This is a genomic window from Nesterenkonia ebinurensis, assembly GCF_008711175.1.
GTDB classification, from domain to species: Bacteria; Actinomycetota; Actinomycetes; order Actinomycetales; family Micrococcaceae; genus Nesterenkonia; species Nesterenkonia ebinurensis.
Map to the genome: position 1 here is coordinate 1 of NZ_VWNF01000020.1, position 7,861 is coordinate 7,861.

Here is a 7,861-nt window from a genome sequence, read left to right on the forward strand (position 1 = left end):
ATGAAGCGCCTGGCTGTTTCAGGGCTGCGCCGCCTGCAGCGTCTGCCGCATCTGGTGCGTGGATTCTTCCATGACCCGAATCTGGCGTACATCCACACCGCCGCCTGAGTCGACTAACTAACACACATTAGTAACTCACCGCAGGCCCTTCTGTGAACAAGGCGTCTACGAACCCATCAGAGGTCGCGTCGATCTCTCCTTGGCTGAGTGGCCACAGCTCTATAGTCTCCACCCGACCGGGAAGAAGGTCGGGAACAGCACGCATACTCAGCAGCCGTGCAGATCCGGTGAGCAAGAATCGTCCCGGTCTAGAGTCCGAGTCCACCGTGGACTTGATCGCCAAGAACAGCTCCGGTACGCGCTGAGCCTCATCGATGATGAGCGTCTGTTCCGCAGTAACGAAGTCTCTGGGGTCATCCTGTGCGGCTTTCCGGGTATCGGCATCATCCAGGGTGCTGCCGATCTGCCGCACCAGGGCGCTCTTCCTGCTCTGCCGGGCACCCTTGACCAGCACAACCCGGGTATCCCCCAACGCCTCTAGAGGGTTGTTTGCGGAACTGAATTTGAGCCGCTGATCAGCGGCGATCCTCGCCTGAATTGAGGCATCCCATAAGCGATCCCACGGAAAGTCTGTAAAAATCCCACGCTCTCTCGGGCCTGTTGTTGTCACATTCCTCGTTGGTGCTCTTGCAGCTGGATTATTTGGTGTCTGGACGGCGGATTCGATGTCCGAGCCAGGGTGGATGATGGCCTCGAATCAAAAATCTGAGGCTTCCACACACTAGGTCTGTGACACCACGTCATCACAGAGGCTCGATCGGCGTGGTGGAGGTGACAGCGAGAGCCTCGGAGGGGCAGAGAAATGAGAGCAGGGATGGACTTTGAACTCATTGGTGAGACTGTTCAGGAGCTGACTGCCGAGTCCACGGGCCGGTGGTTGGTGACCTCCCAGGGGACCCAGCATATTTGGGACTTGGATGCGATGACCTATACCCGGATGCCGTCTTCTGCTTCGAAGTCGGGTGCGATGGAGTTTGATCATCGGCCGATGCGGCTCACCCGGGTGGTGTGGTGGCCCAAGGTCGGAGAGCGTCCTTACCTCTGGTACGACGACCCGGAGTACCCGGCGTTTTGGGAGCACTATCGGATTAGCTCGGTCATCAAGAGCATCGAGCGGCTGGCCGACAACGACGTTGAGGGTGGGCGATGCCTGCGGCTGTTGTTGACATGACGCAGCTGCCGGATGTGGAAAGCACTGTGCCCTGCGAGTGTTCCGGCGACTCCCACGCACCTGATGGGAGTCAGCGAGAGGCTCGATACCGGACATCGAATCCGTGTGGGCATCAGGTGGAGCTGCTCTGTGGACACTGCGTTTCGGATTTAATGCGTGTCATCGCAGAGGGTTGCCCGGACTGCGGCGGGGTCCTGCATTGCCTGGAGTGTGATGCTGAGATCGATGTCATCGTCGTGGTGCCGCTGTGAGCACACGCAGGCGGAGGCTCTCGACGGCGCAGTACCGGCTGAGGGAGCAGGCAGTGAAGTCTCATTTGAACGGGTTGGATCAGACCAGGTGGCCGACGATCGGCCTGCCAGTGGTGGAGATCCGATGAAGAAACATCGCGAAAGAGTCGAGAAACTTACCCCTGATCACACTGGCAGGTGGCTGATCACCACGATGGGTTCGACTTACGTGATTGATTTGGACGCCTGCACCATTGCTCGCTCCCCGCGCCAGGAGGGTGCGAGTCTGGACTGGGATTGTCAAGCTGAGCCCTATGTGGAGCTGTTGATCTGACCGGAGGTTGGAGAATCCTTCGCCATTGCATTCGCCAAGACAGTGGACCCGGAGCTGCAGGGGCGCACCGTGCGGGTGCGCACCACCTCGATGGTGCGCGGTTGAGCAACTCGGCCCGGGCCGTATGACAGCAGTGGAGGAGCAGGGATGAGTTCGCTGAGTATGAAAAACATCGTCACCGTCCGGTGATCGCCCTGGATGTCGACGGGGTCCTCAACGCCGGCGGATCCCCGGATGCCCTGGGTGAGGGGTGGAGGCTGCACCGTGTGGAGATCCCGGCCGAGCGGATCATGGATTCGCCGTTCACCGCCGCGGTGCCCGATCGTGGCATGGCTCTCACGGTGTGCCTGAATGCTTCTCTGCACGGACTGTGGATCACTCGGATGCGCCAGGTTGCCGATGTGGTCTGGGCCAGCACCTGGAAACATGCTGCCAACTACGCTCTGCCGCCGCTTTTCGGCATTGATCCGCTGCCGGTGGGCATCAGTGTGCTCTGTCAGAAACCGCACCTTGGCGATGCCAAGACGGGCAACACGATCGCCTGGAAGCGGGATGCTATGCACCGGTCGTTTCCTGACCGGATGTCGGTGTGGATCGACGACGGGATCTACCCGGCGGGTTGGGACCTGGCGAGAGAGGACTTCCTGCCCCGCATGGAGCTACCCGCTGACCCGCGCACCGACCCCACTGTGGTGCGCACTCTCCCGCCCTGGGCGGTAATACATGAGAACGTCAAGAACTGGTACCGGCAACGAGTATTGGAGGCCCTGGAAGCCATGGATATCAGCGTGGACTTCCAGGACGAGATACCCGACATCGATGAGTGGCGGCTCCCATGACTCTGACCGTCTGCGAACCTTTGGTCGATGAGCAGATCGCCCTGCCCTGCGACTATCCCAAATGGTGGCAGTGGCTCAACGCGGACCACTCCCACGCCGAAGACTGCGATAACGCTGCAGAGTTCGTAATCATCCACCACGACTGCCGGGAACCCAACATCAAGGGCAAGCACCACCGCGTTATCTTGGTATGCGCGAACACCTAGAGATGATGCTCACCTGGCGCAAAGAGGCATTCCAGAAGGCGTGGGATGGGGGCCGTTACGGACTGATGTGCCTTCACTGCGCTGGCGGGTACCACCAACCCCGATGCAGTGTTCAGCTGGCAGCGACTGGGGTGAGGTGACGGGCAAGGGGCAGCAGGTCGAAAGTCGATGTCACGACGCGGCGCACTGCTACGAAATAACTACGGCGGCGACGCCAGATGGGCCTAACAGGCTGTCCACGACTTGTGGGCAAGGCCCAGGCAGGCAACCACTAGGGAGGTGACTCATTCGAGAGCGAATACCAGACCTGCGATCAACCCAGCCTTGCCGATAATCTCTATCGCTCCTGCTGTGGGATCAGGATATCCACGCACTATAACGAACATGAAGGACCCGAAGCTAGCAACAGCAATAAACTCCAGCACGATCCACCCTGGGCTGGGACGTGAGTGTGTTTGAGTTGGTATTACTTCTTCTCTCATTTCAAAAAAGACCGTTATAGGTCGTGGTGTTCGGAAACTCTGATCGACCGTTTCTGGCTCAGAGCGTCAGTGGTATTTCGGCTAGGTGCTCATTATCGTCAACTGTCGCTGGAGAGCTGCCGTTCGAGTAGCTCACGCATCTTGGGTAGGGCCTCCACCTCGAAGCCCTGATCACGCAGCCCAATCCTGTGGACCAATCGCGCGTTTTTCTCCGCGCGCCCACTTCTAAATCGATTGACCTCGTCGACATTCAGCAATCCCAACCACTCAAGGGTCTTACGCGCCACCGAATAGCGATCACGGTGGATGCCGTAGTGACGAAGTCGGACATCACCTGGAATCGCCCAAAGGCCATCCTCGGGCCAACCTCCACTATGGCAGGCGGCCATCAGTAGAACAGCTATCTCCGAGTCTTCAAGGAGATGAATCCAGCCTTTCAACACGAAGCCAGACGGCATCTTGAAAATCTTTTCACGACGTCTCGGCACCGTGTACTCAACTTGTCCGCCGCCCACTTCAGGCCCCGCTTCATTGAGCAGAACAAAGCCCCCGAATCTATTGCGCTCTTTGGGCGCACCAGAGATGGAGACTAAGCCAGCACGCTCAAGCGTCATCAGGCATTCCCGAACAGTGCGTGCGCGTTTGTGCCGTGCGGAGATGAAGTTGCTGTGGTTATTGCTGTCAGTCGGCTGCACTGCGACCAGGTCTGCCCATCCGGCATTGTCAGTGTCACCGGCAATCGGGATTTCGAGCTCATGCAAGCGTGCCTTGTCGCCTGCTTTTCGTCGAAGCTGGACTAGCGAGAGCGCCGTAAGTTCGAATCGGAGCGCGGAACTTCGGCTTGCGGAGATTCTTGTCGCAGAAGGTCGCTGATGGCGGTGGGGAGCTTTGCGATCTGAGCTATCACCGGGAATGCCCGTTTTGAGGTAACTAAACGGAGTTCTTATCTGCAAACCGTGTTCTAGAAAGGGCCCGGCCTGCTTGTAAGCGATGAGAGTCCTGGTGAGTTTGTCTAGGTATTGATCATAACCAGCCCTTTCCAGACGATGTAGTCGCTTTTCAAGCTGTTGCTTCTCCTTATTCGTGAGCGGTCGGGAGGGAGTCCGGTGCGATTCAGCCACAAGTATTTCACTTCTTTCGTTGTTTTATTCTGAACGTCTTATCCGGCCAGTTTCCTGTTGTACCTTGATGTATTCAGCAGTTTCTGGCCGGTTAAAGCGTAACAGTAGTTCGTTCGCTTACTCAACCGCTGCATGTCTTACTGGAGGAGCAGCGAGCCCACCAGGGTATCGCGAACCGGAAAGGAGGAAGAAACATGACTAGAGCCAAGCGAGATCCGTCGGCTGAAAGTCAACGGCAATGGCCCGAGTGCCTGGGCTGGATCCCAACCGCGCTCCACGGCATTCGGACCATCGCCGTCATTGTGCACGTCGTGCACAATCTGTAGTCTGCGGTGTTCTCCCCGGGCGACCGGGGAGAACACCCACAATATTAACCAATAGTAGCTGGTGCGCCGACGGCGGGGCAGGGTCCCGACCCTTCGAGACCTTTCCCGCGCGCCGTTAGTTTAGACGTTCGCCACAACATATTAGCTCAACAGCCTTAGCTGATGCCCCCGGTAGCTGGCTGAAATGCTGGAAAGATAATCGGAGCCCCTCTGGCTTGACCGTCAGCATTGATCAGGATCCTGGTAGAGCTTCGGCGTCGCACCTGAATTAGCATCGTGGACATCACGTGGTTGCTGAATGCGCCCCTGTCAATTACGACTATATCCTGCAATTTCTCAATCTCTGAGTGGTTCTTGAAGACGCAGGCTGACATAACGGTGAACTTGTACTGGAGGATGGCGTCCCCAGTCCTGATGATGGAGAATTATACCTCAGGCGAGGATTGGAAGTGACAACATCGGCAGCGAGTGTGCTGAGGACTTCATCTCTGGTGGGCATGGCGCCAGTTTAAGCGCGACGCCGACGCCGCGCTGCTTCCAGGCTCACTACTTCTGCACGGCCAGAATCCGCCAAGCGATCTGGGCCGAGGCCGCACCACCGCCGAATCCAAACAGGGCTCGTACCAACTACCTCAGAACACTGGTGGATGGGGTGGTGTCCGAAGACGTGACGCATCGCCTGCTCAATCAACATGGGACGCTCGTCGGGGACATCCACCGGTTCATCCTTGCGCCATCCGGCAGATGACCATTGAATATATAGGCTCTTGCTCCGTGAGGGGCTGATGACTTCTAGGTCCTTAGCTCTACGGATTATTGCACTTGCTGAGATGCCGTAGTCAGCCTTAATCGGCAAAAAACCATGCAGAGGTAGGCTTTCAGTGATGCGTTCATGGACCACTGTGTCAGGCAGCAGGAACGCGCCAGCGAAACGAAAGGCTCTAGTCTCCTCAGGACTTCTGCTGCTGGTAATCGGTGTTGGAAGATTTCGGTCAGCGATGTGGTGATAGGCCTCATGAAGTAATGTGAGCCGCTTGACTGCTCCCGGAGAGTTTTTTGTGAGGGCCACCAAGGGGTGTTGCATCAGCGGAGAAGGTCGTGTGATCCCTGAATGGTCACCGTCTGCCTGGCCCTCGTCGAGCTGGTCAATGACCCCGAAGCCAAGTCGTTCCAGGGCGCGGGTCGCGTTGGGCACGGGGTCACTTGGGCCAAGTCCAATGGCTTCGCGGAGAAGTTTGGCGATTTGCTCAGGGTCGTGACCAAAGTCGGCCGGGTCTGGCAACTTAGCTTGGGGGTACCCAGACTCCTGTGAAACGAATCTGAAGAATCTCGAAGCTTCGTTGTAGAGCTCACCGTATCGATCATCATCCCTGTGCTTTGCACGTGAGTTTTTTCTGAATGTCGCAGGCCCGGTGTCCAGTGGCGTGTTAACGACGGTGAAGAAGCTCAGGGGGAGTTCAAACGACTCTGCCGCCCTGTGGGCGACTGGCGCGGGCACAGGGCGCAGTCCTCGCTCGATCTGAGAGAGGAATGACTGCCCGACATCGAGTCGCTCGGCTAGGCCATGCTGCGTGAGAGTAAAAATCCGTCGCAGGGCGGTGAATCGTTGCCCGTTGATGGATTGTTCATGCTTCATTCTCGTCCTTGTCGATGTGTATGTTGAAGAAGTCCACTGGGTCATCCGAGCCTGCGAACGAACGATACTCGAAGATCCCGCCGCCAGGCTCGATGCCGATCTCGAAATTGCACCTGACCGCATCTCCATAGTGTCCGGGCTCTGTCGTGTGGACGACACGGAGCTGAAAGGACTCCAAATCGCCTTCAGTCTCGAAATCCCAGCATAGTAGGAGATTCGCGACATCAATGAACTTCCCATTCTCCCTTGAATCCCCAAGGCCGGGCAGCACTGGGTGCGGCATCCAGTACTTACGGCGAGTCGGGTTTCTGCCTGCGACGGGGACCCCTCCAGGATACGACCGGCGGCGCTCTTTCAGGACACGGAGTCTGGCGCTGAGTTCTGGTTGGTAGAGGTAGGTCTCGCCCATCCGACGCGAGTTCCCTGTGACAGTCCATCCCAAGGGCAGCTGAGTGTTTTCCAGGTTTTCTCGCAAATGAGCTCTGGCAACCAGAGGGCGCAAATATGGATGTTTTGAGTGCGGGATCGAAGCCAGAGCCGGGTTGGTCTTAGCGATGGCGGCCGCCATCGACTCATGCAAGTGCGGCCCCAATGCTTTGATGTGGCTGACCAACGTTGCTTCTGTACTCATATTTCAAGCCTTCCGCGTCGAGTTGCTAATAATATTAGCACGCAAGTAAGAGCTGGATCCCTTTCAATGACCTCACAAGACTCGCTACGTTGGTTTCAAGCAGTGAAGGACGGGAGCTACGGTGTTACGGAAGTTGGACCGGTCGATATCTCTTCTTGCCGGGACAGAGTCCGCTTTGTCGGAGATGTTCATCCCAATCCAATCTCCACCTCGGGAAGACCTTTTCGAAGATCTGCGATGAGTTCTAGCAGGCTATCGAGGAACTCTGCACGGATGTCTATCAGCTGCTCGTCGGCGATTTCTTCAGGTGAAAGCTCAAACTCAGCATCATCCTCACGCCCGAACCGATGTCCAGGCCATTCGCTCAGTCACTCTTCACCCCCTTGTTATTTCCGGTCGCGTAGTCATGAATGGTCGTCCAGGAACAGTCCTGCCGGCGTGCCGTCCTCGTCGAGCGGGACTTGCAGCTAACCGAGCTTGACTCGCATCCAAAGGGCCTTTTTGAGTCGTAACGACTCGTTGACGGCTGGCTCCCAGCCAGTTCGTCCAACGCGCTGACGTAGACGGCCGCAACGTCTGCAGGCCCGTTTAAACGCCTCAGAGACACCCTGGCCGTCGAAGGCTTCAACGCGGTGTCCCATGTCATCCTCATTGGCGGGGTTCCCGTGGACATGCCTAGGCCGTGTTGATCAAGTCTTATCTGGTCCAGATCAGTGTGGCGGCGAGGCTGAGGTTCGTAGACTGAACTCATGTCAATGTGCGAGGACTGCCATGCGATGGGGAGATTCGGAAGCTGTGAAGACCTCTTCCATGTGCTGCTCGCTC

General features: G+C 57.4%; 8 protein-coding genes. 4 read left to right on the forward strand and 4 right to left on the reverse strand.

Going from position 1 to position 7,861, the window contains the following annotated elements:
- Nucleotides 1-127: 127 nt before the first annotated feature.
- Complete coding sequence (locus F0311_RS07585) at nucleotides 128-514, reverse strand: AAA family ATPase (RefSeq protein WP_263406264.1); 387 nt, start codon at nucleotides 512-514, stop codon at nucleotides 128-130.
- 360 nt (nucleotides 515-874) lie between these two features.
- Between F0311_RS07585 and F0311_RS07590 the strand changes: the two genes are divergently transcribed.
- From F0311_RS07590 to F0311_RS07605, 4 genes are all read left to right on the forward strand, one after another.
- Nucleotides 875-1,231: a hypothetical protein gene (locus tag F0311_RS07590; protein WP_150461343.1), complete on the forward strand. Its 357-nt coding sequence runs from the start codon at nucleotides 875-877 to the stop codon at nucleotides 1,229-1,231.
- 375 nt (nucleotides 1,232-1,606) lie between these two features.
- Nucleotides 1,607-1,795: a hypothetical protein gene (locus tag F0311_RS07595; RefSeq protein WP_150461344.1), complete on the forward strand. Its 189-nt coding sequence runs from the start codon at nucleotides 1,607-1,609 to the stop codon at nucleotides 1,793-1,795.
- 185 nt (nucleotides 1,796-1,980) lie between these two features.
- Nucleotides 1,981-2,634, forward strand: a complete 654-nt coding sequence (locus tag F0311_RS07600; protein WP_150461345.1) for a hypothetical protein — start codon at nucleotides 1,981-1,983, stop codon at nucleotides 2,632-2,634.
- Nucleotides 2,631-2,840: a hypothetical protein gene (locus tag F0311_RS07605; protein WP_150461346.1), complete on the forward strand. Its 210-nt coding sequence runs from the start codon at nucleotides 2,631-2,633 to the stop codon at nucleotides 2,838-2,840. Before F0311_RS07600 ends, F0311_RS07605 begins: the two co-directional genes overlap by 4 nt.
- A 580-nt stretch (nucleotides 2,841-3,420) precedes the next feature.
- Here the strand turns inward: F0311_RS07605 and F0311_RS18000 are convergent.
- From F0311_RS18000 to F0311_RS18005, 3 genes are all read right to left on the reverse strand, one after another.
- Complete coding sequence (locus F0311_RS18000; RefSeq protein ID WP_191089805.1) at nucleotides 3,421-4,083, reverse strand: hypothetical protein; 663 nt, start codon at nucleotides 4,081-4,083, stop codon at nucleotides 3,421-3,423.
- Between the two features lie 1,194 nt (nucleotides 4,084-5,277).
- A complete protein-coding gene (locus F0311_RS07615; protein WP_191089806.1) occupies nucleotides 5,278-6,405 on the reverse strand; it encodes a helix-turn-helix domain-containing protein in 1,128 nt (375 codons plus the stop codon).
- Nucleotides 6,395-6,814, reverse strand: coding sequence for a hypothetical protein (locus tag F0311_RS18005; protein ID WP_191089807.1), 420 nt, complete (start codon nucleotides 6,812-6,814; stop codon nucleotides 6,395-6,397). Before F0311_RS18005 ends, F0311_RS07615 begins: the two co-directional genes overlap by 11 nt.
- Nucleotides 6,815-7,861 lie beyond the last annotated feature (1,047 nt).